The sequence below is a fragment of the Bacillus sp. S4 genome (assembly GCF_040838205.1).
Taxonomy (GTDB): domain Bacteria; phylum Bacillota; class Bacilli; order Bacillales; family Bacillaceae_G; genus Bacillus_A; species Bacillus_A cereus_U.
Genome location: NZ_JBFPJI010000001.1, coordinates 12360 through 37382 on the forward strand (window position 1 = coordinate 12360; position 25023 = coordinate 37382).

Sequence of the window (25023 nt, forward strand, 5' to 3'; positions counted from 1 at the left end):
CTTTTACGCTAAAGGAGCTGTTTCTGTTATATGCTGAAGTCGATATAGATTGTAATAAAATCCCCTTTTTTTCATTAACTCTTCATGAGAACCCTTTTCTTTTATTTCACCATCTTCAACATAAATAATTGTATCGACATGCGTGATCGTCGCTAATCGGTGTGCAATGATAATTGTTGTCCGATCTGCAGCTAACGTTTGCAGTGCCTCTTGAATATACCGTTCATTTTCTAAATCTAAAGCGGACGTTGCTTCATCTAATATAAGTAAAGACGGATTCTTTAGAAAAACCCGCGCGATTGCTACACGCTGTCTTTGTCCACCAGATAATTTCACACCACGTTCCCCAACGACAGTATCATAGCCGTCTGGCAACTCTGTAATAAAATTATGAATTTGTGCAGCTTTGGCAGCTGAAATCACTTCCGCCTCTGTAGCTTTCGGATTGCCATATAAAATATTAGCCCCGATTGTATCGCTAAATAATAAATTATCTTGTAGCACAATTCCAATATGACTACGTAAATTTCTCATATTATACTTTCTTACATCTATCCCGTCTATATAAACTGCACCTTCAGAAACATCATAAAAACGCGGAATTAAACTAGCAAGAGATGACTTTCCTCCTCCACTTGCCCCTACAAGCGCAACCTTCTCTCCCGAGCGCATAGTTAATGACAGATTATGCAATATTTCTTTTTCATCCGCATTATAACGAAAAGAAACATTATCAAATACAATTTCACCATTTAACTTTTTTGTTTGCACTGCATTTGGCACATTAACAATATCGTATTTTTCATCCAACAATTCAAACACTCGATCCATCGAGGCGAAAGACTGTGTTAATGTTGTAGATGAATTAACAAGGCGACGAAGCGGACTATATAAACTATCCATATATCCAACAAAAGCAACCATAGTACCCAGTGTTAACGATCCTTGAATTACCTCATACGCCGCAAAACCAATAACAAGTAATGGCCCTAAATCCGTTAACGTATTCACTGCCGAAAATGTTCTCGCTGTCCAACTCGTATGAGTTAGTGCTTTCGTTAAAAATTCATTATTTCTCTTTTCAAACTGTCCTCTTTCATACTCTTCTAATGCAAAACTACGTGTCACTTGCATTCCTTGAATACGTTCATGTAAATACCCTTGCATAGTTGCTAACGCTTGTGAGCGCTCTTTCGTCAATTTTCGAAGGCGCCCGAAAAAATATTTCACTGCAACTACATAAATAGGTAAGATTAATAAAGCAACAAAGGTTAATTTTATATTCATAGAAAACATAACGATAATGGCAATAACAATTGTTGCAGTATCTAACCAAACATTCATAAGACCAGTAATTACAAAATCCTTCGTTTGTTCTACATCATGGATTACACGTGAAATAAGCTCCCCTGTTTTTGTGTTCGAATAATAACGTAAGCTCAATTTTTGCAAGTGCCCAAAAATATATTTTCGTAAATCGTATAGTATTGTATTGGCAATGCGCTGCGCAAAATATTGACGATAATATTCTATCGGCGGCCTTACTACTGCAAAAATAAAAAAAGCAATCCCAATTGCGGTTATTAATTGAGACGTTTTTTCTTGAAGCGATCCCGTGCTTTGAATAACATCATCAATAATATACTTTAATAACCATGGCATAATAAGCGGGATACCAAACTTCACAAGACCAATAATAATTGTAATAGCAATAAGCCATCGATATGGTTTAACAAATTGTAAATATCTTTTTATACCTTGCACATAATCCCCCCTCTAATAGGACAAACCTGCCGGGAAATCCCCTGCAGGTTTGTTTTAATTTCTGTACATTAAATATCTTTCGTACCACATATCTACGAAATCCGGTGCGAATGGACCTTTTCTTTGATGAATCCACTGTGTTAAATGTGCTACATTTCGTTTTAAAATTGTATCAATAACAGGTGGATACTGCATGATTTGGCTATGCTTCTCATACTCATCTTCATCTAAAAGTGTATATGTCATATCCGGATACACTTTAATATCTAAATCGTAATCAATATACTTTAATGCCTCAGAGTCATATGCAAAAGGAGAACTTAAATTACAATAATAATATACTCCTTCTTCCCTTAGCATTCCAATCACATTAAACCAATAATTGGCATGAAAGTAACAAATCGCAGGTTCGCGAGTAATCCATGTTCGGCCATCTGATTCCGTAACTACTGTACGATCATTCGCTCCGATCACAAGACTCTGCGTCCCTTTTAAAATCGATGTCTCTTCCCACATTCTATGAATGGAGCCATTATGTTTATAACTATGTATTTGTACCTTTTCTCCTTCTTTGGGAAATCCCATATATGCTCCCTTCTTTCAGCTGCAAATGCCATTCTTAAGTTGTCTTAACTACCCCTTGAACTGCATTCACTTTTTTTCTATTATAACTTTTTTGTCAAAATTTTAAAACTAAAGCGATAGGATACTTGTTTTCATAAGGAATATAATGAAGTTTGTATTATTGAATACCACATCACCAACCCTTTTACTAAAGGAAAATCCTCTATGAATTAGCAATACGTATTTTAGAAGATTAAACGAAGATATAACAAAAAGAAAAGTCCCCCTCATCTCTGTTTAAGAAAGGACTTTCCCCTAAAATCAACAACATATCTCACCCTTAATTTGAAATTATTTTTTCGGTTTCAAAAGATTGAATCACATTATTCGTTTGCTGTTCAAATTTTTCATGCAAAAGTTTTAATGCTATTTCTGTTCTGTATATTTCTTGACGGATAAAATGCAATTCTTTTTTATCACACGTATCCCTTCCACTCATTTCAATTTGCTGATACTTCTCTAAATGTGATTGTAACTTTAAAAGCTCATCCATCGTTTCCAACTGCTCTCCTACCAACTTATCAAAATCGTTCATCACTTACCCCCTTTTGATTCATTCGCCAGTTATAATTCCTATTACATATTTCTAATCGTGAACTTCTTTCTCCTTTGACTATATTTGTTGACTTATTAGAAGTTATGTCGTTCACTTTATTTTCATTACAGTGACACGCACACAAAGAAAACACTTCTCTCGAACGGAGAAGTGTTTTTCCTTCATTACTGATTTGAGCTAGAAGATTGTGATTGTTTTGCAGCTGATTGTGCATTTTGTTTTTTCACTGCATGCACATCTGTTTCAGTTGCAAACTCTGTACCATAACTAGCATTTGCACTTTGAGCACCAGAAGCTTGTGCTTTCTGTGCCTCTGATTGTGCGTTTGCTTGTTTTACTGCTTGTACATTCGTTTCAGTTGCAAACTCTGTACCATAGCTAGCATTTGTACTTTGAATGCTAGCACCAGAAGTTGCCTTATTATAACCTTGTTGTTTTTTACTCATCTTTCTCACCTCCACAATCAATAATGTAACCAATTTGCTTAGAAGTTATCCCTAATTTTCTTTTTAAAAATTCACGTATATATCTCTTATCACTCATTCAAACTACATATGATGGAGGTGGGAATATGTATACTGGGCGTGATATGACTGAGCTAACTATGATTTCCAAAAATGAATGGAAAGAGGATGAATTAGCTTATTTTCATCATTCATTTCAGCAAATTATGCCTTATCTAAATGTAGAGGGACAAACGATTTATAAAGAAGTTGTGAAAGAAATCGAGTCACGGGGCGGATTATAAACGCATGGATTTTTAACCTCAAAATACAAATTTATTTTCAATATAAAAAACGTGTTCCAAAGTTCTGGAACACGTTTTTATTATTTATCCCGCATTAACGGGCAGTAAGACCCCCACTGATTAAAGTTTCACTTTATTGCATTGTAATTTTCTCAACACACTTTTCGTAAATTGTACGATGTGATTTCGAGAAAGGTAACTGTTCGAACGCTTCTTTCGACACAAACTTTAATGTATCCGTTTCGACAATATTACCTGTTACTTTTCCGTAAAATATAAATATATCCCAAGTACGATGTGTAAAAGTATGTTGTACATTCATCGCGTATTCATCAATTGAAACAGAGAGATCAAAGCTCTCCTTCATATAATCCGTAAGCTGTTGTTTCTGATTACGAATACCTTCACCTAGTTCAATATTCGGGAACTCCCACATATTAGCCAGTAATCCCGTACTTGGGCGTTTATTAATTACGTAACGGCCATCTTCAGTTTGAAGTACTCCTGCAACGAGCGGTACCATTGTAGGTGCTTTCGCTTTACTTTTCACTGGTAGTTCTTTTTGAACACCTTCAGCATACCCTCTGCAATGTTCACGTACAGGACAAAGTAAACAAGATGGATTTTTCGGGATACAAATTAATGCCCCTAATTCCATCAAACCTTGGTTAAAATAAGATGGATTTTCTACCGAAATAATTTCACGCACAATCTCTTCAAAAACTTTTCTCGTCTTCGGCTTTGCAATATCATCCCACACTGATAAAATACGAGATAATACGCGCATAACATTTCCATCAACCGCTGGCTCTGGTATGCCATATGCAATGCTTAAAATGGCACCTTTTGTATATGGTCCTACTCCTTTTAATTTTTCAATTTTCTTTACATCGCTCGGTACTGTCCCGCCATATACTTCTTTTACCTCTTTTACTGCCGCGTGTAAATTTCGTGCTCTAGAATAATAACCTAAGCCTTCCCATGCTTTTAATACTTCTTCATCATCGGCAGTTGCTAGCGCTTCAAGCGTAGGAAACTTCCCCATAAAATTTGCGTAATATGGTTTTACAGCCTCTACCCTTGTTTGCTGTAACATAATTTCCGAAACCCAAACACGGTATGGATCTTTATTTTTTCGCCACGGTAAATCACGTTGTTCTTTTTCAAACCAACCAATTAAATCATTTTGAAACTGTTCTATGTTAAACTCATTTAATATTTCAAGTGTCAAACTTGATCCCCCTCATTTTTTTGCATATATGTACTATTATAAAGATTTTAGGAAAAAATTTAAGTAAGATGACATAGGAAATAGAAGGCAAAGGACTTGAGGTATCGAATAAAAAGAGTTACATTAATAAAAAACGGAGGTGGATTTCTATGGACACAGCCACTCACCTTGTTATGGGCGTTACTCTAGGCAGTTTGGCAACATTAGATCCAGCTATAGCACAAAGTGATATTGGGCCACAAGCAGTGATGCTTGCAACAATTGCCGGTTCCAATATTCCTGACATCGATACAGTTTTAAAATTGCGTAATAACGCTAAATATATAAGAAATCATCGCGGGATTACTCATTCCATTCCTGCAGTGATTCTTTGGTCACTCCTTATAAGTGGCATCTCTTTCGCCTTCTTTTCAGACGCTCCCTATCTGCATCTACTACTTTGGTCATTTATTGCCGTCTTTCTTCATGTCTTTGTGGATATTTTCAATGCCTATGGTACACAGGCATTAAGGCCCTTCACAAAAAAATGGGTAGCGCTCGGCATAATTAATACGTTTGATACGGTCATTTTCTTTATCCATATACTCGCTATAGCCTGTATGCTTGTCGGAGCACATAAAGGCTATACTGCTTTAGCAGCATATATATTAATGTTTGTTTACTACATCGGCCGCATTATGATGCATCGAAATATCAAAAGTGTAGTATACAAACGTTTCAAAAATGTAGAGAAAGTGATTATTTCTCCTTCTTACAAATTTTATCATTATCATTTAGCCGTCGTTACAACTGAACATTACTACGTCGCAAGATGGCACCGCGGTAATATCCTTGTATACGATAAATTTAATCGCGTACCGTTCCCGAATACTGCCATTATGCAAGCTGCTGTGCGAGATGAAAATATATCTGCTTTCTTATCTTTCTCGCCTGTATATCGCTGGGATATTTTCGATTATGATAACTATTATGAAGTTCGATTTATTGATTTGCGGTATCGAAGTAAAGATTATTATCCATTCGTCGCAATCGTCCAGCTCGATCAAAATTTAAATATTATTAATTCATATACAGGATGGATTTTCAGCGAAGAAAAACTTCGAAAGAAACTGGAATTGCTTCCACATTAAAAAAAGCGACCTAAGTCGCTTTTTTTAATGTTTCAAATGATCTTCTTGATTGATTAAATGGCTATACTTCGGATTATTCGTACGCATTTCATGAAGGCGCTCTCCATGATTATTAACCCATGTTCGTACCACTTGTTCAGTCATTTCCTCACCTTGGTAACGACCTGATTTAGCATAAGTTGTTCGGAAGTCTTCCCACAGTAATTCAACCCATGCACGAGCTTGTGCGTAAGAAAGGTTGTCATTCTTATCTAATAATTCTTTCGTTAATGTTTCATAAATATCATTCATGTTCTATTCTCCTTTTACCTATTTATTCCCTTAATTTCTAAAGGATAGTTTCTTCTATTTTGCACATTCTATAAGTGATACTTCTTAAAGAGGTATCGACTGATAATGAGGGGGCGTTCTTAATGGGTAGACAAGCCGAATTTTGGTCTGAGTCAAAAAACAACAGCAAAATCGAAGGTCAACCGAAAGCGAAATCACGCTTCGCTTCGAAACGACCTAACGGCACAATTAACACGCACCCACAAGAACGTATGCGTGCTGCAAATCAGCAGGAAGAGTAGTCCAAATTAAATTCCTACACGAGGTGATAAAGATGAGCTACCGTGACCATTTAGATCGTCGTTCTGAATTATTTAACCATACGTGGACTCGTCCAAAACATGCGAAGGCGCAAGTTAACGGACAGACGCAACAAACCCAGTCTCTCATTATACTGGCAAACGAATGTAAAAAACGCCAATTTTAGAATCTCCTATCTCCTTTAACGCCTACCAAAGATGAAAACCAGAGAGATTCGCTCTCTGGTTTTTATTTTTCTTGTAGCAAGGAAATTGGTATTCCAATCTCTTCATTATCATTTTGCTTATATCCCCAAGCAAATACCCCATTGAAATACGTAATTTTAAATACCACACCAGGTTCTTCTACTAATTCATATATCTCACCAATATGGAATTTATTTATATCTATCATATAAGCACGAGCCATAGCCATTTTTCTCATTAATACATCGAATTCATTTACAATTCCAAGTTGCTCAGCCTTTACTGCTTGCTCCTTCAAAACCCCAATTTCTTCCCTTAGCTCATGTGGTGTCATTTCACTGTAGCGTTTTGGCATACCCATCTTATTTCCTCATTCCTCTTCACGTTTCATTTGTAAAAATATATCTATCTCATCAATAGAGAATCCTTTTCGATATAACGCTTGCTTCACCTTATTTTCGAATGTCCAACCATCATACTTCTTATATTTCTCATAATATTTATTCCCATGATAGTGTAACGCTTCTTGTTGCTGTTCGTCATCTTTTTCGTCTTTCAATTCTTCCAGACAAATTTGAATTACCTCTCTAGAATACCCTTTACGAACAAGCATTTCGTCTAATTTTTGTTTCATTTGTAAAAATGAATGCTTTTGATAAGATTTTTTTTTCTTTTCTATAAGAAACAAAGCATTCTCAATTTGCTTCTCCTTTGGATACTCTTGTAAACTATGTGTAATGATTAAATCCTGAACACCTTTACTTAATAGCCCTCTCCTAATAACAGTTGGACCTTTTTGATTCACATTACTTTGCGTTCGCACGTATGAAATAGCGTACTCTTTATCATTAATATATCGATCATGTAATAATTTCGAAATGACTTCAGAGATGATGGCCTGTCCCACTTCTTTTTTTCGTAAGAAATCTTCTATTTCTTGTTTTGTTCTCATTTGATAGGATAAATAGGAAATTGCTTGTAAATATGCTTTTTGTACCTCTTCATTGTACAAAATATTCCCTAACGCTACTTCATCAATTTCTAAGCCTTTTTGTAACCCATGTTTCATTAAGATTGATTGATTCACACTAAACCCGTACTCTTCACCTTGACCTTTATCAATATAAATATTAAATCGTTCTTTCGAGCGTTTTTGCACTTCTATTTTTGTAATGACAGTCATACTCTCACCTCTCTATTATTTTAACATAGTCAAGGAACGTTTTTGCTTTTCAAGAATATATATAATGAGGAGGAAATGATTGTGAAAATCGCAATTTCTGGTGGCTCTGGCTTTATCGGCAAATACCTTTCTAGTTTTTTTATTCAAAAGGGATATACTGTTTACATTCTTACTCGAAAAAAAACTGCTGAAACTTCACATACTAACCTTCAATACGTACAATGGACACCGGATTTACAGACCTTTCCCCTCTCCTCTATCGATGTAGTTATTAATCTAGCTGGAGAGTCTATTAATAGTAGATGGACAAAGAAACAAAAAGAAACAATTTTAAACAGTAGGATTCAAACAACAAGAGGACTCATGAAACAATTACAAGCACTCGCAACAAAACCACACACATTTATTAACGCAAGCGCTATTGGATACTATGGAACATCTGAAACAGAGTCTTTTACTGAGCAACAAGAAACTCCCGGAAATGATTTTTTAGCAGAAACAGTATTTTTATGGGAGCAAGAAGCATCTAAAGCACGTTCTCTTGGAATAAGAACAATCTACTCAAGATTTGGAGTCGTATTAGGTGCAGACGGAGGAGCTCTTCCAAAAATGCTACTTCCCTATCAATTATATATTGGGGGGACAATTGGATCTGGAAACCAATGGTTATCATGGATTCATATAGACGATGTCGTTCGCATGATTGATTTCATCATTCACAAAAAAGAAATTGACGGACCTTTTAATATTACAGCGCCAACGCCAATACGGATGAAAGAGTTCGGTGAAATTATTGCCACTATAACTAGGCGACCTCATTGGTTACCTGTTCCTTCATTTGTACTGCGCGCTTTACTCGGTGAGATGAGTATACTTGTATTAGAAGGGCAACATGTATTACCCAATAAAGCGATTGAACATGGATATCGATACACATTTCCTACAGTTAACCATGCATTACAAAATATACTCTTGCATACAATGTAGTACTTCTAAAATAGTTTTACGGGTAGTTTATCTCCTTCAAAACTTCTCACTTTCTAAACTCCGGAGCATTACTACACGAACAACCTTTCAGTTACTTTGTCTTAACTTACACTAAATATTACAAAGTAACAGAAATGAGGTACCTATGAAAACATTGCTCAAACAAGCCATCGTATATCCTATTACCTCTCCAAAATTTCAAGGAGATGTACTGGTTACAGGAGAACGAATCACCGAGGTCAAACCTTATATTAAGCCTACTCAAGATATGACTGTTATAGACGCACGAGCTCTTCATCTTTTACCTGGATTTATTGATGTGCATACTCATCTTGGTCTCTATGACGAAGGCACTGGTTGGGCTGGTAATGATGCAAATGAAACATCTGAAGTTTCAACACCACATATCCGTTCTTTAGACGGGATCCATCCTTTTGATATTGCATTTCAAGACGCTGTACAAAATGGGGTTACGACTGTTCACGTTATGCCCGGAAGCCAAAATATTATCGGCGGTACTACTTGTGTAATAAAAACTGCTGGAACTTGTATTGATCATATGATTATTCAGGAACCCGCTGGTTTAAAAATTGCCTTTGGAGAAAACCCTAAAAAGGTCCATAGCAACGGCACAAAAGAATCAATAACACGTATGGGAATTATGGGGTTACTTCGTGAAACATTCTATGACGCACAACACTACGGGCATGAAGCTGATTTTCGAATGCTCCCTATTTTAAAAGCACTCCGCCGAGAAATACCAGTACGTATCCACGCTCACCGCGCAGATGATATCACTTCAGCTTTACGCTTTGCGACAGAATTCAATCTTGATTTACGTATTGAACATTGTACAGAAGGACACTTTATTGTTGAGGAACTTTCGAAACATAATTTAAAGATTTCAGTTGGTCCGACCCTTACACGACGTTCGAAAATCGAGCTTAAAAACAAAACATGGGATACTTATCATATATTATCTAAAAGTGGCATAGAAGTTTCTATTACAACAGATCACCCTTATACACCCATTCAATATTTAAATGTTTGTGCCGCTATCGCTGTTCGAGAAGGATTAGATGAAAAAACGGCCTTGGAAGGAATAACTATTTTTCCAGCTCGTAATTTACGTTTAGAGAATAGAATTGGAAGCATTGAAGTTGGAAAAGATGCTGATCTCGTGTTATGGACTCACCATCCTTTCCATTATTTAGCCAAGCCTGTACTCACCATGATTGACGGAAAAATAATTTACAAAAAAAATAAAAAAAACTAGTTTATTTTTTTGACTAGATAAAGTATTATACGATTATAAACTGAATGAAACCATAATCAATTTGTGTCGTGATTATCATTTTCAAATTGATGAATGGGGAAGGCAAATGGTGCGCCACCAGCGTTATAAACTGGTTCTAGTGGGTTCGATTCCCACCCCGAAATTTTTTAAAGATTGATATAAAAATTTCGAGGGTGGGTGTTTTTTCGTCATGCTACCCTCGTGTGAGGAGGAGTTAGTGTGTTGAAAAAACGCGACTTACACGACAGCCACGTTCTATACGAGTTAATGGTGGATCCAGCTGTCTTCCCTTTTGTGCGTCAAAAGGCTTATTCTTATGAAGAATATTTATTTTTAACGAAACAAACAATTGAAGCCGAAGAGCGTGGAGAATTAATCTCACGCACAATTTTAGATGAATGGGGTAACCCTATCGGTACAATTACTTTATTTGATGTGCAAGAAAAAGCCGGATTCCTCGGAACCTGGCTTGGCAAACCCTATCATGGCAAAGGATATAATAAATTAGCGAAAGATTCATTTTTTAGCGAACTTTTCTACGAATTAGATATTGAAACGATTTTTATGCGTATTCGTAAAATAAATATCCGGTCTATTAAGGCTGCCGAAAAACTACAATATGTAAATCTAGCAAACGAAACAAGAAAAGCCGTTTATGATGAAATTAACGCGCATGAAGAAGTATATAATTTATATGAAATTCCAAAAGATCAATATACACTTGCAACAATGCGAGATACAACATTCCAAGAAGCACACCAATTAAAAGAAGCGTAATCTAAAAATTCAGAAATAATAATTAATCATTACTAATTTGACATATATGTATATCACCCCATGTCTTTGGAAACGATAGATAGTGACTTTAGGACACGAGGTGATTTGTAATGGATAAAAAGAAACGTGATAAAGCAAAAAACACATTATCTAGTACACAAGAAGTTCTCTATCAACGAGAATTTCGAAAAGCAGATCGTGCAGCGGGCTATCGCTCAAAAAGCATTTAAAGTGAAACTGAATAATTAGAAGGTTTCCCCCCTAATTATTCAGTTTCATTACATAAGATCTTCCAATAGATTAGCAAAAAAGGTTCCTTATAAATAAGGAATCTTTTTTGTGGACAACTTTATCCACAAAAATCGTAGAATTGTGCATAAATTCCAAAAGTTTTTTACGAATTCATCTATTTAAATGAATTCTAAACGTGAGAATTGTGGATAATTTTCTAAAAATTGTGGACTATGTGGATATAGTTGTTAATATTCCGACTTTACTGTCTAATAGAAGCGCAATACCTTGTGGATAAGTTAATAATTCACGTTTACTTTTTTTACAACAATAAAAAAACCCTCTTTAAATGCTTAAAAGAGGGGTTTCATATTAAGTAAAAGATTCGGCAAGAGCTGGTGATTTAATAGGTATATGATTCGGCTCTGCATGATTTTCTGCCAAAATTGTATCCACAATATGACCAGCTGGCTCAGGACGATAAATACTTTTCATTGCTTCTTTCATTTGAAGAAGCTTCATATCATCTTGTAATAACGCCTCTGTTTTTGCAAAAACTTCACTATCATCACGAATGACAACTGCAGCCCCTTTTTTTTCAAAATACAACGCATTTTCATTCTCTTGTCCTGGGACAGGTTTATATAAAATGACAGGTACTTGTAATGCTGCTGCTTCGCTTAATGTAATACCACCTGGCTTCGTAATCATACAAGAAGTAACACGGAACAACTCATCAATGTTTTCAACATAACCAAATACTTTTAAAGCATCAGAACTTTGTTCCTGTAGTTCCATTAAATCCTGCTTTAAAGCTTCGTTTTTCCCACAAACGACAACTACTTGTAAGTTTGGTACTGACATAAATGACTGGCATAGCTCTTTTACACTCCCTAGCACACCATGAGCACCTGCTACAATTAATAACATCTTTTTATCCTTACATAACTGATATTTATTATATATAATTGCTGGATTTATCTTTAGCTCAAAACTGCTGCGAATCGGAATCCCTGTTTCAACAATTTGCTCTGCAGGTACACCGATATCAACCATCACTTTTTTCACATGATCGGTTGCTACAAAATAACGATCTACTTCTCGATGGATCCATATTTTATGCACACAAAAATCCGTTAATACGTTATAAACAGGAATAGAAATACCTATTTGCTTTTTCAATTCTGGTACAGCGATGATTGGAAAGGTATTAATAACAATATCCGGTTTCTCCACCTGTAATAGCGTCTTCAAACGCTTTCTTCCAAAATTCGCATACCAAGATGCTATTTTTTTATCATAAATTTTCTCTACACCATAATAAAACAAACGATATAATTCTTTTCCTACCGTATAGCTTTTTAAATATAAATATTTTGTAATATCGGTTATAACTGGATGTGATTCTCCGAACAAGTCGCATACAATTACATCTTTGATTCCTTTTTGACGAAAGGTTTGTTCTAATGTTTTCGCTACTTGCACATGACCGTTACCGTAATGTGCAGTTAATATTAAAACCTTGGGGTTTTTTATCAAACAAATCCACTCCTAGCTTTTTGTTTCTCCATATTGCATATACGACAATAGGAAAAACATTTTCCTTAAACATTACATACTCGGATTCCAATATTCCCCTGTTAGCTATGTACCTGTCGTGGATATGCAAAGCATATAAGATTGACCCCTTAATCCTATCTGTGCTCATATCTTTATATTATACTTTCCTATAAGGGCTTTCGCAATAACTTACAAATGTTCTATATTTCATGATACTCACTCTTTTACTTCTTAATTCTTTTTACTATTTTGTTTTCCCTTTACAATTATGTAAATTTCTCCGCCTATCTTTTACAAAAATATGGATATTCTCTCTTCAGTATACTCTTTTCTAAATATATACTCTAGATTTTATTATAAAGTGAAGGCTAATAATCAGTGGGGGTTTACGGGCAGCAGGGCTCCCACAAATAGCGGGGTAAAGAAACAAAAAGCCTAATCCAATATTTGGATTAGACTGCTTTTAAAATATGTTTTGCATGCTCAACATTTTCTTCTGTCGGTGGATTCACATCCGCAAGTGGATACTTATGTCCAAGTGCCTCCCATTTATAAACACCGAGTTTATGATATGGTAACACTTCCACTTTCTTAACATTAGATAGACTTTGAATAAAGTTTGATAATTTTTGCAGATCCTCTTCACCATCGGTAACACCGGGAACCAATACATGTCTTACCCAAATTAGTTTCTTTCTATCCGATAAATAACGAGCAAATTGTAAAATGTGTTCATTTGGTTTCCCTGTTAATTTACGATGTTTCTTTGAATCAATATGCTTCAAATCTAATAAAACTAAATCTGTATAATCCATTAAAATATCTAGCTTATTTTGGAATTCTGGTTCTTCAGAATAACAACCGCCCGAAGAATCGATTGTTGTATGGATACCAGCTTCTTTGCACTTTTTAAACAACTCAATTAAGAAGTCTAGCTGTAATAGTGGCTCTCCACCGCTAACTGTTATACCGCCTCCAGAAGCTTCAATAAATGGAAGGTAACATGTCACATCCTGCATCACTTCTTCAACTGTTATTTCTTTACCTTTACCGATTTCCCACGTATCAGCATTATGACAATATTGACAACGTAATAAACACCCTTGTGTAAATATGACATAACGAATCCCTGGGCCATCAACAGTACCGCAAGACTCTACAGAATGTATTCTTCCTTTTACCATGTTACTTCCTCCTTTATTGAAACAGCCTCCCTCCGCTATATATTAAAAGCGGAGGGACACTTTTTTCACTTACATGCTTTCATGCATTGTACGGTTAATTACATCAATTTGTTGTTCACGAGTTAATTTAATAAAGTTAACAGCGTAACCAGATACACGAATTGTTAATTGTGGATATTTTTCAGGGTGCTCCATTGCATCCATTAATGTTTCACGGTTAAATACGTTAATATTTAAGTGGTGTCCTTGTTTTATTGCATATCCATCAAGCATAGATACTAAGTTGCGTACTTGTACATCATCTTCTTTACCAAGTGCTTTTGGAATAATAGAGAATGTATTTGAAATACCATCTTGTGCATCTTCATATGGTAATTTAGCTACAGATAATAATGACGCTAATGCACCTTTTGTATCACGGCCATGCATTGGGTTTGCGCCCGGTGCAAATGGTTCTCCAGTACGACGTCCATCTGGAGTATTACCAGTTTTCTTACCGTATACAACGTTAGATGTGATTGTTAAGATTGACATTGTATGAACAGAATTACGGTATGTTTTATGTTTACGAATCTTGTTCATAAATGTTTTCACAAGATTTACTGCGATTTCATCTACACGATCATCATTGTTACCGTATTTAGGGAAATCTCCCTCAATTTCGAAATCAACTGCAATACCATTTTCATCACGAATTGGTTTTACTTTTGCGTATTTAATTGCACTTAAAGAGTCTGCTACTACAGATAATCCAGCGATACCTGTTGCCATTGTACGAAGAACATTTGTATCATGAAGTGCCATTTCAATACGTTCATAGCTATATTTATCGTGCATATAGTGAATTACATTTAATGTATTTAAGTATAGACCAGCTAACCATTCCATTGTCATATCGAATTTACGCATAACTTCTTCATAATCTAATACTTCAGAAGTAATTGGTGCGTATTCAGGACCAACTTGTGCTTTTGACTTTTCATCTTTACCACCGTTAACCGCATATAGTAATGCTTTCGCTAAGTTTGCACGTGCTCCGAAGAACTGCATTTGTTTACCAATTCTCATTGCTGATACACAACAAGCAATACCGTAGTCATCACCGTAGTCAGAACGCATAATGTCATCATTTTCATATTGAATTGCTGATGTTTTAATAGACATTTTTGCACAGTAGTTTTTAAAGTTTTGCGGTAATTGTTTAGACCAAAGAACTGTTAAGTTTGGTTCTGGTGCTGGTCCTAAATTATCTAATGTATGCAAGAAACGGAATGAGTTTTTTGTTACTAACGGACGACCGTCTAACGCCATACCACCGATAGATTCAGTTACCCAAGTTGGATCTCCAGAGAATAGTTCATTATAATCAGGTGTTCTTGCAAATTTCACAAGACGTAATTTCATAATGAAATGGTCAACAATTTCTTGTGCTTTTTCTTCTGTTAAAGTACCATTTGCTAAATCTCTTTCAATGTAAACATCTAGGAATGTAGATGTACGTCCAAGGCTCATTGCTGCCCCGTTTTGCTCTTTAATTGCTGCAAGATAAGCAAAGTATAACCATTGGAAGGCCTCTTGTGCATTTGTAGCTGGCTTAGAAATATCGAATCCATGAGAAGCAGCCATCTGTTTTAACTCTTGAAGTGCACGCATTTGCTCAGATAATTCTTCGCGTAAACGCATTGTATCTTCGCTCATTACACCGCCAGTTAAATTATAATCAGCTTTTTTCGCTTCAATTAAATGATCTATACCATATAGCGCTACGCGGCGATAGTCACCGATAATACGTCCACGTCCATATGCATCTGGAAGACCAGTAATAACACCTGATTTACGAGCCGCTTTCATTTCTGGTGTGTATGCATCAAATACACCTTGATTATGAGTTTTACGCCAGTCTCTGAAAATCTTGCTAAGTTCTTTATCCATTTCATATCCATACGCTTCACAAGCTTGTTCCGCCATACGAATACCACCATATGGTTGTAAAGAACGTTTAAATGGTTTATCAGTTTGGAAACCGACCACTTTTTCAATATCTTTATTTAAATATCCTGGTTCATGTGATGTAATAGAAGAAACAATTTTTGTATCCATATCAAGAACGCCACCGTTTTCACGTTCCTTTGTTGTTAAATCCATTACTTGATCCCAAAGTTTTTTCGTTGCTTCAGTTGCTTCCGCTAAGAAAGAGTCTTCTCCCTCGTAAACGTTTACATTATTTAAAATGAAATCGCGAACATCAATCTCTGCTTTCCATTTTTCACCTTTAAAGTTTTCCCACGCGTTTTTTACATTTTCTAATACTTGAGTCATCCTAATCTCCTCCATTTTTGATTAGTACAGGACTGCGTTTTTTTATATAACAGCTTACACACTTAGAATACTACTTTTTTTCGGAGGTGGACGAAATAGTTGTGACATGTTTGTGAAATGTTGAGCAAACTACTATACCCGTAGTGTTAACTTCATGTAAAAGTCTTTATAACTAAACCTTTCTTTAATTGTATTTTTTTGGTACCCTTATATACGAGTCCTATTTTGTAATATAAGAACGATACCCATTGTAGAGCTGTAATACTCTTATCTCCTAATCTGTTATAGTTTTTATAACAGAGCAAAAAAGTGTACATACGTTGTACACTTTTTTTGTTACCACTATAAAACATCTCTTTTTCTATTTCCATCATAAAATCCACCACGACTGTTTGTTAATGCAATTAATTGCTCTAATCCTTCTATATGATCACCAATAATTCGAAGGACAGCTGGAGGATGACCTATTTTTGCGAAATGTTCACTGGGACGAACACGGTTCATCTTATCAACATCGATACGACTTACACAAGCGATTTCAAAACCTGAAAGTACAGCTTTCACTTGTGCTACACAAGGTGACAATAATGATTTATACCCTATTTCCTTCAAACAAGTACGACTAAACGCATTAGGAACCGCAATAAGAGAGCCTACTCCTAAATCTTTTCTATCATAAGCTAAATTTAATGCATATTTAAATGCTGTTACAAGATGAAGTGGTACTCTCAAATCTAAATAATGATTTAAATCATTTAATGCGACATCCGTTCCATCTGCAATAGCTTTTGCAAAGGGATATAGCTCACTAGCTGGGATAACAAAATCACCGTCTATAAATAAAACAATTTCTCCTTTTGCAAAATAAGTTCCAAGTGAACGCCCCACATCGTTTCCAAGTGCTTCTTTATACACAATTGTTGTTGCTCCCTTGTCTTTTGCAATTGTTGCCGTTTTATCGGACGAACCATTTACAACAACAATGATTTCCAATGGTTCAATTTTGCGAAGCTCTTCTATAATCTTTCCAATCGTCATCTCTTCATTTTGCACAGGAATAATAACCGATAATTGCTGTCCTTTATACAAATTAGATGTAATGCCCCATCCTTGATAAAAGTCTTCAAAATTTAGAGTATGGTAGACACTATCTCTTTTCCTATTTCCATCGCAATATCCCCCGCGCGTATCACTGCCTAATATCCTCTCTGCTACAGCTTCTATATGATCGCCTATCATTCGTTTTTCGGAATGAGCAAGATTCGTGCCGTATGCAGCATGCTCGAGTGGGCGAAATTTATTCGGAGTAATAACATCAATCGCACAATGACGGCTAATTCTCCATTTACTTTGTGCTAGGCGTAGATGAGCCACAATAGGATTAACAAAACATTCGTATCCAATATTTTGCACAACTTCCTTCGTCAGCGCATGAGGTACAGATAGTAAAGAATCAATTTTTAATTCTTCACGCTCTAACATTGCATTTAATATTTGGCGCCATACTGTAATAGAATGTGGTTTTTGTTTCTTTAAAAATAATGCGTCTAAATTATTTAAAACTACATCAGCCTGATCATATAAAATTGGATTAAGAAATACTTGCAATTGTGAAGTTCGAATAGCAAAATCACCATCTACAAACAGTAATACATCACCTATCGCATGTTTTGCACCAACTGCGCGTCCAACATCGTTACCAAGTGACTCTTTATGCTGGATTACTGTACATCCTAAGCTCTCAGCAATCGCTTCTGTACCATCATTACAACCATTTGCTACTACAATAATCTCTACTGGGTTTAGTGCTTTTACCGATTGAACCACGTCTGAAATCGTATCCACTTCATTACATACGGGAATAATAACTGATAACGACTTAGCCATTGTTTTCTTCACGAAACCACTTAATAGTTTCTTTCAATCCTTGTTCCCACGTTACTTTCGCTTGAAACTGAACAAGTTCTCTTAATTTCGTTACATCTGGTTTTCGATTTGGAATTTCTTCAAATCCATGTGGATATACTTCCTCAAATGGAACGTGCACAATTTTGGAAACAGACTTCGTTAATTTTTTTATATCTTCCGCTACTTCCCTTATATTTTTTTCATTCTCAGAACCTATATTAATAATTTCACCATTTACCTTCTCATCCATTGCAAGAATTGTTGCCTCGACCGCATCACTTACATACGTAAAGCAACGTGTCTGCTTCCCATCTCCATATACGAGAATATCGTCACCTTGCAAAGCCGCACGAATAAATCGTGGAATTACTCCTGCGTATGGACCATCTTTCGCTCTTGGACCATAAATATTAAAATAACGAACAATCGTTACAGGTAAGCCTTCTAATGCGTACCCTAAACATAATGTTTCCTCTAACGTTTTACAAATTGCATAACTCCAACGTATTTTGGAAGTTGCACCGTATAAACGATCTCCTTCTTCAGAGAATGGCGGCTCTCCCTTTCCATATACTTCAGAAGTAGATGCAAATACTACTTTCTTCTTCCCTTTTAACGCTGCTTGTAAAATATTTCTCGTTCCATCGAAATTTGTTTCAATAAGCTCTACACTTTTTTCCATTGTAGTTTTGACTCCCAAAATTGCAGCTAAATGAAACACCACATCATGTTGATTTACTAATTCATAAATTGAATTTTTATCTAAAACGCTTATTGGAATAACCCGGAGCTCTTTCATTAACTCATTATGATATTTATTTTTTCCTTTATAGAAGTTATCAACAATAGTAACTTCATAACCTCTTTTCACCAACTCTTCAGCTAAATGCGAACCAATAAATCCTGCTCCACCTGTAATTAAACATTTTTTACTCATACACTCACCTTCTTTACGATTCCACGTGTATCTATTAATCGCTCAATCCCTTTAAAAAGATTCCAATCGATACTAGAGTGATCCGTTACAATTAAAATACAATCTGCTTGTTTAATTCTTTGTTCATCTAATGGAACAGATTGATATAGTGTATCTCCAATTTCCGCTGTAGAAATATACGGATCATGATATTCTATCTTGTATCCTTCTTTTATTAATAATTGAACAATTGGCAACGCTGGTGATTCTCTCAAATCATTTACATCTTTCTTATACGCAATCCCTACAATTAAAACCGTTGCGGGTGATTGCACCGTACCTTTTACTTTCCCAATTATTTTCTCTGGCATTTCTTCATTAATTACATGTGCCGCCTCAATTAATTGACTAATTGCTCCACTCTTTTTTATTCTCCATTGGAAATATAAAGGGTCTACCGGAATACAATGTCCCCCTATTCCTGGTCCTGGCCAATACGGAGTAAATCCAAACGGTTTTGTAGATGCTGCTTCAAGTGCCTCATAAAAATTAATATTCAAACTTTCACAAAGTATATTTAACTCATTTACTAATGAAATATTAACTAAGCGCTGAATATTTTCAAATAGCTTACACATCTCTGCTACTTTCGGGGAGCTAACGGGAACAACTACATCAAATATAGTGCTATACAAATCCTGTACTTTTTGTTTACACTGCTCGGTTTGTCCACTAATAACTTTTGGAATTGTTTCGACTGAATACTGACTATTTGCTGGGTCAATTCGCTCTGGTGAATAGCCAATATAATAATCTTCTCCTACCTTTTTACCTGTTTGAGAAATAATCGGAATGATAACTTCCTCCAGTGTACCTGGATATGTGGAGCTTTCAAAAATGAAGGTTTGTCCTTTTTGAAGGTTTTGTTGTATATAATAAGAGGCTGAAATGAGGGCACTTAAATCTGGTTCTTTCTGCTCATTAATTGGGGTTGGCACGGTCACAATGACATAATCGCTATGCTTAAAATCTGCAACACCTTTATCTGGTGTATTCACTATTAATTTTCTTTCGTTTATTAAGCCTTGTAATACTTTAGAAGACACATCAGGAATATAACTTTCTCCTTTTATAATTGATTCTATTTTCCTAGTATCCTTATCTAATCCAAGTACAGCATGTCCTTTTTCTGCAAAAAGGACCGCTAAAGGAAGGCCAACATATCCTAATCCAATAATGGTTACTTTACTACTAGCATTCATCTATATTCTCTTCTTCCCTTCTCAATTGTAATATTATATCTCTATCCCTTTCTCCATCCGTAAAACTCCCGCGCTCATTCGTATGCTGTAATAAATAAGCAATCGCCTCAAGCTGATCTCCGAAAATACGATCAAATGCAGGAATTCGTCCGTTTACAAACCCGTGTTGTTCTGGACGTATACGGTTCGGTTTTATAACATCAACAAAATCTATTGCGCTTATAGAAAAATCAGCTAAAATAGCTTTCATTTGAGCTAACGGTGGAATAACGAGGGCCTCGTATCCAATCTTCTCTATTACTTTTTTATGCATAGCATGTGGTACTGCCGTTAATGAGTTGTTCCATAAGTCTGGTCGTTTTGCTACCAAATTCACGAAATATTTCCCCATACTAATTGGATCTGTAGGATGAAACATATCCAATAAACATTGCAAGTCATTTAACGCAACATCATTTCCATCTTCTACAGCACGTAAAAATGGAACTAGGTCTTTCGCACCAATCACAAAATCACCATCTAAAAATAAATAAATATCAGCCGTAGCATGCATGGCTCCTATTGCTCTTGCCACATTGTGCCCAAGTGCTTTTGAAAATTCAAGGACAATAACATTCTCTAGTTTTGCTTGTTTAATTGTCTCCGCATCCGCTCCATTCGCAACAACTATAATTTCATCTATACCTGCTTTTTTCACTTCTTGTATAACAGATCTTATAGTCATTTTTTCTTCTGATACTGGTATAATCGCACTGTATTTCGCTTTTTCCTTTTGTAATAAAACTGGTTTATACTTCCCTATAAACTCTCTATCCCTGTTTCCCTCCGAAAAACCGCCGCGTTTACCATATGTTTCGATTACGTATTGCAAAGCACGCAAATGATCACCCATAATACGACTAGTCGCTTTCGGATAAGGAGAACCAGGTGATGTACCCGTATGCACAGGACGAACCTTATTCGTGTGAATTACATCGACCGAAGCCATATCGGCAATATCTACTCCTCTAGACATCGCCATCGCTTGAAATAGTGCTGGATCTGCTAAATTCCACCACCCAAGATTCTCAATAACATCCCGATTCATCGCATGTGGAATTGCGATTAAAGAACCAACAACAAGCTCTTTTTTATTCAAATAACGATTCAACATGAATTTCCCAACTGTCGTATAGTGTGGTCTCATCTTTAAATAAACAGACCATGTTAAATTATTCACAACAATTTGATGCCCTTGCTGAACTCCTTTCACGAAACGTTGTAGCTCTTTACTCTCAATAACGATGTCACCATCTAAAAACAATACAATTTCACCTTTTGCTTCTCTAGCTCCAATTGCCCTTCCTACATCATTGCCAAGAGAATGTTTATAATAAATTACATGGCAACTATGCTGTAATGCGACTTCCTTCGTTCCATCTGTCGATCCATTATCTACTACAATAATTTCATACGGCTTCAGCTTCTCCACTTCTACTAAAACTTGTGATAAAGTACTTGCTTCATTATGCGCTGGAATAACAACTGATATTCTCATACTTGTATCACTCTTACCCTTCCAAGCGAACATAAGCAATAATAGGAATACGCACGAGTACATCTTCAGGTGGTCCATAAGAAGGTGATGTACGAACACTTACTGCCCCATCCGTCACAGATAAAAGAATACCTGCAACAATTTCAACAGCTGTCACAACTTGCACTAATTCACCAACATGGTTACGCAATTCATCAGTAAATAACATATATAAGTCTCCTTTCTTACACTTCTTTCATTGATATAATACTTGTAAATGGTAATAAAACTTCAGTTCCTATTCCTTCTTGCAGCGTTAAGAAATCGTCACCAACTGCTACAATAACACCTGTTAACTGTCCAACTGTCACAGTAATTTCTACGTTTTTACCTAAATATTGCTTTGCAATTTCTTTAAAAGGTGATGTATTGCATTCTTTTAAAATGTTACAAATAATAGATTGAAATTGACTTGATTCTATAAACTCTTCCGTAGCTTGCTTAGAATTTCTTTGAATAAATCTCGCGAAGTTTTGCGAAAATAAAAGTCGTTCCACAGCAGGCAGTAACTTGTCATCTAAAAAATAGCCTAATTGTCTATTAAACAGTCGGGATAATTTATGCCAATATTTTCTGAACAGACACATATGCTTCTCCTCCTATTATTTTTAAAGTATAAAAATTTACATCCATACATCTTAATTTATACAAAGCAGGCTTTTTTTGTGATAGGTAAGGCATACATTTTCTAAAAGAAATAATTGTTTCAGAGCATAAAAAAGATAGATGGTTTCCCATCTATCTCTTTTCTAATCTTTAATTTTTAATTGTCACAATGGCAGCTACGCCGTAATATACCGCTCTTGATAATTCTGCTTGTTCGGATATAGAAGCTGTAACAAGGGATCCACCACTTGCCGAAAAATATTTTGCAGCTTCTAACGGAATACCATCTTCTTTCACATCAATATGTGTTCCATCTTGCCAGTCTATTTTCTGCATTGTTGCTGAAAAGTCCCCAGTCACTTTACCAATTTCCTTACCATTCATCTCTAAAAATATCCATTCCCATTTTGTTAAACTTAGTACTTGTTTCAACTCTCCAATTTTCTTTCCATTTATACTATAAAATATATAGAAGTTACGCACGCCCATCTTCTTTTGAACACGCAGCAATCTTTCTCCCGATTGATTATATAAATAAAATTGTTGCTTATGTAGTCCCTTAAAAAGAAAAGAAAGTGCACCTTTCCATATACTTTGAATAAAGGAATTATACTCTTCTTTTAAAAACCCTACTGCCTTGCCATCTAATCCAAAGTACGTTATTACTTGAAATACCCCTACCTCTCTACGAACAACGAACTTTTGTTGTTCAAATAATCTAGAGCTCCCTATATTACAATTGTCCTGTTTAAGCATTTTTGCTCTTCGTTTTTCTATAAAACTATATATTAGTAATCCAAACGCTGGTAGCAAAATACCTATTAATTTCAGGATTTCTTTATCTGAAGTGAATATTGTTCCTTTTTTATATTCCATAACTAATCCAATTACAACGATAATCCATACAATGATAGCTATAAACAAAGTTCGTTTCGCATTGCGTGCATGATGCTTATGTATACTCATAAACCTCCCCCTTTTCCATTTATTTCATTATCGCACCGCACATATATTTCCTCAATGCAAAAAAGACTATCCAAAAGGACAGTCTTTTACACTTCTATATTTCGTAACATCGTATAAATGTCGTTATTCACTTTACCAAATGATTTGATGTTGTTTTGAATGTTAGATAATAACACAACATATACACTACCATTTTTACTAAATCCATTTAAGCAATTCCATCCTGGCATTACACCGTGATTTGAATAACTGCCTGGATCTACATACCAGCCAAATCCGTAATCCTTTTTCACGGCTGTAAACATTTGATCATAACTCTCTTTTGAAATTAATTTTCCTGAGAATAGCGCTTCATTAAATAAATATAAATCATGTGCGCTTGTATATATATCACCACAACCATATAGTTGTGACATGCTCGGAATGTTAGGTGTTGTCATGTTGTTATTCACTATTTTATAACCTGTTGATGGGAACCTTGTTTGCTCTAACGCTTTACCAAAACCAGAATGCTTCATACCAGCAGTAGCAAAAATATGTTGTTTAATATATTCTTCTAATGGTTGTCCACTTACCTTCTCAGCAATGTAAGCAAGTATAGAGTAGTTCGAATCGGAATACTTCCATTTCTCTCCTGGACCGCCAATACGCTTTTGATTCCCTATCCGCTTTATCAGTTCTTCATGAGAGATATCTTCTGTTCCCTGCTCATATTCAGGAATTCCTGATGTATGTGTTAATAAATGTTTTAGCTGAATGCTATTACCTTGAGGAAAATCTGGGATATACTTCGCTACTGTATCTTCTACTTGTAATTTATTCTGATCTTTCAATTGCATAATAGCAGTCGCTACAAATGCCTTTGAAATAGAGCCAATATAAAAGGTCGTTTCTGAATTATTCGGTACTTGCTTCTCTTTATTCGCCATACCGTACCCTTTATTCAAAAGAACTTTCCCGTTCTTCACAATAACAGCTGTTCCACTAAATCCTGCGTTTTGTAAATATTGATCCAATTGAGCGTTTTCATTAATTTCTTGAGGCGGTCCTTCAGCAGGCTGCTCTATAGCTTGCGCTTGTTTCACTTGTTCTTCCTGCTCTTTTTGTTTTTGTGCTTCTTGCTTCTTTTTTTCTTCTTCTTTCTTTTTCAACTCTTCTTGCTTCTTCATTTCTGCTGCTGCTTTTAAAGTTTCCTCTTTTTTATTATGCGCAACAATTTTTGTATACATGAAATATACAAGTGACAGTAGTAGGGCTAGAATGATTGTTCTTTTTATGTATACAATCGACCGATTTGCTTTCCCATTAACAGTATTTTTTTCCTGATCCATGATTACCTTTTTCCCCTTATTTACCGATAATTTAATTCATCTACACAAGACTTATTTCAAATCATTTTCGCAGATTATGGACACTCCATTT

At 35.6% G+C, this 25023-nt stretch carries 28 protein-coding genes; 8 read left to right on the forward strand and 20 right to left on the reverse strand.

What is annotated here, in order from left to right:
* Nucleotides 1–3: 3 nt before the first annotated feature.
* The 4 genes from AB3X48_RS00055 to AB3X48_RS00070 all read right to left on the reverse strand — a co-directional run bounded on the left by AB3X48_RS00055 (nt 4) and on the right by AB3X48_RS00070 (nt 3390).
* Nucleotides 4–1764, reverse strand: a complete 1761-nt coding sequence (locus AB3X48_RS00055) for an ABC transporter ATP-binding protein (RefSeq protein WP_016103472.1) — start codon at nt 1762–1764, stop codon at nt 4–6.
* A 54-nt stretch (nt 1765–1818) separates the two neighbouring features.
* Nucleotides 1819–2349: a nucleoside tri-diphosphate phosphatase gene (gene ntdP, locus AB3X48_RS00060; RefSeq protein WP_016103471.1), complete on the reverse strand. Its 531-nt coding sequence runs from the start codon at nt 2347–2349 to the stop codon at nt 1819–1821.
* Nucleotides 2350–2668: 319 nt separating this feature from the next.
* Complete coding sequence (locus AB3X48_RS00065; protein ID WP_002010338.1) at nt 2669–2923, reverse strand: YgaB family protein; 255 nt, start codon at nt 2921–2923, stop codon at nt 2669–2671.
* Between the two features lie 185 nt (nt 2924–3108).
* Complete coding sequence (locus AB3X48_RS00070; RefSeq protein ID WP_002151730.1) at nt 3109–3390, reverse strand: gamma-type small acid-soluble spore protein; 282 nt, start codon at nt 3388–3390, stop codon at nt 3109–3111.
* 125 nt (nt 3391–3515) lie between these two features.
* Here AB3X48_RS00070 and yfhS point away from each other — a divergent pair, with 125 nt between their 5' ends.
* Nucleotides 3516–3692, forward strand: coding sequence for a mother cell protein YfhS (yfhS, locus tag AB3X48_RS00075; RefSeq protein ID WP_002091123.1), 177 nt, complete (start codon nt 3516–3518; stop codon nt 3690–3692).
* Nucleotides 3693–3825: 133 nt separating this feature from the next.
* Here the strand turns inward: yfhS and mutY are convergent, their stop codons facing one another.
* On the reverse strand, nt 3826–4923 hold the full coding sequence (mutY, locus tag AB3X48_RS00080) for an A/G-specific adenine glycosylase (RefSeq protein ID WP_002159378.1): 1098 nt from the start codon (nt 4921–4923) through the stop codon (nt 3826–3828).
* Between the two features lie 149 nt (nt 4924–5072).
* Between mutY and AB3X48_RS00085 the strand changes: the two genes are divergently transcribed.
* Nucleotides 5073–6053, forward strand: a complete 981-nt coding sequence (locus AB3X48_RS00085; protein ID WP_002151725.1) for a metal-dependent hydrolase — start codon at nt 5073–5075, stop codon at nt 6051–6053.
* 24 nt (nt 6054–6077) lie between these two features.
* Here AB3X48_RS00085 and AB3X48_RS00090 read toward each other — a convergent pair whose 3' ends face one another.
* A complete protein-coding gene (locus tag AB3X48_RS00090) occupies nt 6078–6344 on the reverse strand; it encodes a YfhJ family protein (RefSeq protein WP_002159380.1) in 267 nt (88 codons plus the stop codon).
* Nucleotides 6345–6466: 122 nt separating this feature from the next.
* Between AB3X48_RS00090 and AB3X48_RS00095 the strand changes: the two genes are divergently transcribed.
* Both AB3X48_RS00095 and AB3X48_RS00100 read left to right on the forward strand, forming a co-directional pair.
* Nucleotides 6467–6625: a small, acid-soluble spore protein K gene (locus AB3X48_RS00095; RefSeq protein ID WP_002113845.1), complete on the forward strand. Its 159-nt coding sequence runs from the start codon at nt 6467–6469 to the stop codon at nt 6623–6625.
* Between the two features lie 32 nt (nt 6626–6657).
* Nucleotides 6658–6810 carry a YpzG family protein gene (locus tag AB3X48_RS00100; RefSeq protein WP_002010325.1) on the forward strand — a complete coding sequence of 51 codons (153 nt, stop codon included), beginning with the start codon at nt 6658–6660 and terminating at the stop codon, nt 6808–6810.
* Between the two features lie 62 nt (nt 6811–6872).
* Here the strand turns inward: AB3X48_RS00100 and AB3X48_RS00105 are convergent, their stop codons facing one another.
* Nucleotides 6873–7190, reverse strand: a complete 318-nt coding sequence (locus AB3X48_RS00105) for a YfhH family protein (RefSeq protein WP_002201850.1) — start codon at nt 7188–7190, stop codon at nt 6873–6875.
* A 9-nt stretch (nt 7191–7199) separates the two neighbouring features.
* Nucleotides 7200–8012 carry a recombination regulator RecX gene (gene recX, locus AB3X48_RS00110; protein ID WP_016103469.1) on the reverse strand — a complete coding sequence of 271 codons (813 nt, stop codon included), beginning with the start codon at nt 8010–8012 and terminating at the stop codon, nt 7200–7202.
* An 81-nt stretch (nt 8013–8093) separates the two neighbouring features.
* On the opposite strand from recX, the gene AB3X48_RS00115 reads away from it, so the two are divergent.
* The 4 genes from AB3X48_RS00115 to AB3X48_RS00130 all read left to right on the forward strand — a co-directional run bounded on the left by AB3X48_RS00115 (nt 8094) and on the right by AB3X48_RS00130 (nt 11303).
* The gene (locus AB3X48_RS00115; RefSeq protein ID WP_033714563.1) at nt 8094–8999 is read left to right on the forward strand and encodes a TIGR01777 family oxidoreductase; all 906 of its coding nucleotides are present in this window, start codon (nt 8094–8096) and stop codon (nt 8997–8999) included.
* A 145-nt stretch (nt 9000–9144) separates the two neighbouring features.
* Nucleotides 9145–10275 (forward strand): amidohydrolase, encoded by a 1131-nt coding sequence (locus tag AB3X48_RS00120; protein ID WP_002113826.1) that lies wholly within the window; start codon nt 9145–9147, stop codon nt 10273–10275.
* A gap of 240 nt (nt 10276–10515) precedes the next feature.
* Nucleotides 10516–11073: a GNAT family N-acetyltransferase gene (locus AB3X48_RS00125; protein WP_002091129.1), complete on the forward strand. Its 558-nt coding sequence runs from the start codon at nt 10516–10518 to the stop codon at nt 11071–11073.
* Nucleotides 11074–11183: 110 nt separating this feature from the next.
* On the forward strand, nt 11184–11303 hold the full coding sequence (locus AB3X48_RS00130) for a YfhE family protein (RefSeq protein WP_000358484.1): 120 nt from the start codon (nt 11184–11186) through the stop codon (nt 11301–11303).
* 373 nt (nt 11304–11676) lie between these two features.
* On the opposite strand, the gene AB3X48_RS00135 is transcribed toward AB3X48_RS00130, so the two are convergent.
* The 12 genes from AB3X48_RS00135 to AB3X48_RS00190 form a co-directional block, all read right to left on the reverse strand.
* Nucleotides 11677–12843, reverse strand: coding sequence for a diglucosyl diacylglycerol synthase (locus AB3X48_RS00135; RefSeq protein WP_002113823.1), 1167 nt, complete (start codon nt 12841–12843; stop codon nt 11677–11679).
* Between the two features lie 473 nt (nt 12844–13316).
* Nucleotides 13317–14048, reverse strand: a complete 732-nt coding sequence (gene pflA, locus AB3X48_RS00140) for a pyruvate formate-lyase-activating protein (RefSeq protein WP_002159384.1) — start codon at nt 14046–14048, stop codon at nt 13317–13319.
* A gap of 69 nt (nt 14049–14117) precedes the next feature.
* Nucleotides 14118–16367 carry a formate C-acetyltransferase gene (gene pflB, locus AB3X48_RS00145; RefSeq protein ID WP_002113820.1) on the reverse strand — a complete coding sequence of 750 codons (2250 nt, stop codon included), beginning with the start codon at nt 16365–16367 and terminating at the stop codon, nt 14118–14120.
* A gap of 152 nt (nt 16368–16519) precedes the next feature.
* Nucleotides 16520–16741 (reverse strand): hypothetical protein, encoded by a 222-nt coding sequence (locus AB3X48_RS00150; RefSeq protein WP_002159385.1) that lies wholly within the window; start codon nt 16739–16741, stop codon nt 16520–16522.
* Nucleotides 16710–18254: a glycosyltransferase family 2 protein gene (locus AB3X48_RS00155; protein ID WP_016103467.1), complete on the reverse strand. Its 1545-nt coding sequence runs from the start codon at nt 18252–18254 to the stop codon at nt 16710–16712. Before AB3X48_RS00155 ends, AB3X48_RS00150 begins: the two co-directional genes overlap by 32 nt.
* Nucleotides 18247–19212, reverse strand: a complete 966-nt coding sequence (locus AB3X48_RS00160; RefSeq protein WP_078173497.1) for a UDP-N-acetyl-alpha-D-glucosaminuronate decarboxylase — start codon at nt 19210–19212, stop codon at nt 18247–18249. The genes AB3X48_RS00155 and AB3X48_RS00160 overlap by 8 nt, the downstream gene beginning before the upstream one ends.
* The gene (locus tag AB3X48_RS00165; protein WP_078173498.1) at nt 19209–20453 is read right to left on the reverse strand and encodes a nucleotide sugar dehydrogenase; all 1245 of its coding nucleotides are present in this window, start codon (nt 20451–20453) and stop codon (nt 19209–19211) included. Before AB3X48_RS00165 ends, AB3X48_RS00160 begins: the two co-directional genes overlap by 4 nt.
* Nucleotides 20443–21990, reverse strand: coding sequence for a glycosyltransferase family 2 protein (locus AB3X48_RS00170; protein WP_016103464.1), 1548 nt, complete (start codon nt 21988–21990; stop codon nt 20443–20445). Before AB3X48_RS00170 ends, AB3X48_RS00165 begins: the two co-directional genes overlap by 11 nt.
* A 13-nt stretch (nt 21991–22003) precedes the next feature.
* Nucleotides 22004–22198 (reverse strand): LSm family protein, encoded by a 195-nt coding sequence (locus AB3X48_RS00175; RefSeq protein ID WP_002029614.1) that lies wholly within the window; start codon nt 22196–22198, stop codon nt 22004–22006.
* Between the two features lie 16 nt (nt 22199–22214).
* Nucleotides 22215–22616: an LSm family protein gene (locus AB3X48_RS00180; RefSeq protein WP_016103463.1), complete on the reverse strand. Its 402-nt coding sequence runs from the start codon at nt 22614–22616 to the stop codon at nt 22215–22217.
* A 169-nt stretch (nt 22617–22785) separates the two neighbouring features.
* Nucleotides 22786–23601: a hypothetical protein gene (locus AB3X48_RS00185; RefSeq protein ID WP_016103462.1), complete on the reverse strand. Its 816-nt coding sequence runs from the start codon at nt 23599–23601 to the stop codon at nt 22786–22788.
* An 86-nt stretch (nt 23602–23687) separates the two neighbouring features.
* Nucleotides 23688–24932, reverse strand: coding sequence for a serine hydrolase domain-containing protein (locus tag AB3X48_RS00190; protein ID WP_256416093.1), 1245 nt, complete (start codon nt 24930–24932; stop codon nt 23688–23690).
* Nucleotides 24933–25023: the final 91 nt, after the last annotated feature.